Genomic DNA, 1,213 nt, shown 5'->3' with positions numbered 1-1,213 from the left:
TTTCCCAGCTGAGGTACTCCGTTCCGTAACTGTACCCAACCCATCGGATGTGGTGGCGGCAGAAGTTGGTACTCCCAGCGTTGCCGAAGCAGCAGCTCTCTGTGGCGCTAGAGAGTTAAAGGTTAGCACGTTGGAGGTTAGCACGTTGAAGGTTAGCACGTTGAAGGTTAGCACGTTGAAGGTTAGCACGCTTTCGGCAAAGCCGACGCTGCGCGAACGCGAACAACCCTTATTAGTTCCCAAACAAATAGTTAAATCAGCGAATCAAGTAGGAGCAGTAACTGTAGCAATTGCTCAATCCCCGGTAGAATATACTGGACGTTTGGGGAAACTGTTGCTAGTGGGTATCGGTCCGGGAAATCTTGAGCAAATAACCCCAGCAGCTAAAACGGCTATATCCAGCGCTGATGCTGTGATTGGTTACTCCCTCTATATCAATTTAATTGCAACCTTGCGACGTCCAGGACAAATTATCGAAGCATTACCGATTACCCAAGAAACCCAACGAGCAAAACGTGCCATTGAACTGGCTGAGTGGGGATTAACGGTAGCAGTAGTTTCTTCTGGTGACTGCGGTATCTATGGTATGGCAGGGTTAGTCCTAGAACAATTGCGCTCTAGGGGCTGGGATGGTAATACACCCCAGGTGCAAGTATTTCCTGGTATTACAGCGTTACAAGCTGCTGCCTCTCGTGTGGGAGCACCCCTGATGCATGATTTTTGTGCCATTAGTTTGAGTGATCTATTGACCCCTTGGGAGGTAATCGAAAAGCGTCTAGAAGCCTCAGCCGCAGCAGATTTTGTGACTGCGTTGTACAATCCGCGATCGCGTAATCGTACTGAACAGATTGCGATCGCACAACGGATTTTTCTCAAGCATCGGAAACCTGATACTCCTGTAGCCATTGTGGTTTCCGCCTATCGAGAGGATGAAAAAATCACTCTCACAACGCTTGACAAAATGCTGGAAATACCCATTGATATGCTGACTATGGTGCTGATTGGTAATCAAACCACTGATGTTCATCAGGATTGGATGATTACACCACGGGGATATCGGCTTGAAGGTTGAAGGTTATTGGGTTGAAGGTTGTTCGCGTAGCGTGGCCAAAGGCCAAGGTTGTTCGCGTAGCGTGGCCAAAGGCCAAGGTTGTTCGCGTAGCGTGGCCAAAGGCCAAGGTTGTTCGCGTAGCGTGGCCAAAGGCCAAGGTTG

At 49.1% G+C, this 1,213-nt stretch carries 2 protein-coding genes; one reads left to right on the top strand and one right to left on the bottom strand.

Translation table 11 applies throughout. The annotated features are described in order from the left end of the window. Positions 1–115: 115 nt before the first annotated feature. Positions 116–226 (bottom strand): pentapeptide repeat-containing protein, encoded by a 111-nt coding sequence (locus F6K49_RS54130; RefSeq protein WP_366514370.1) that lies wholly within the window; start codon positions 224–226, stop codon positions 116–118. A gap of 114 nt (positions 227–340) precedes the next feature. Here F6K49_RS54130 and cobJ point away from each other — a divergent pair, with 114 nt between their 5' ends. Then, entirely contained in the window at positions 341–1,072 is a 732-nt protein-coding gene (gene cobJ, locus F6K49_RS50645; protein ID WP_366514369.1) for a precorrin-3B C(17)-methyltransferase, read from the top strand. Positions 1,073–1,213: the final 141 nt, after the last annotated feature.

The sequence above is a fragment of the Moorena sp. SIO3I6 genome (assembly GCF_010672095.1).
The sequence above is the reverse complement of the archived record's forward strand: the minus strand, read 5'-3'. Positions and strand labels throughout refer to the sequence as shown.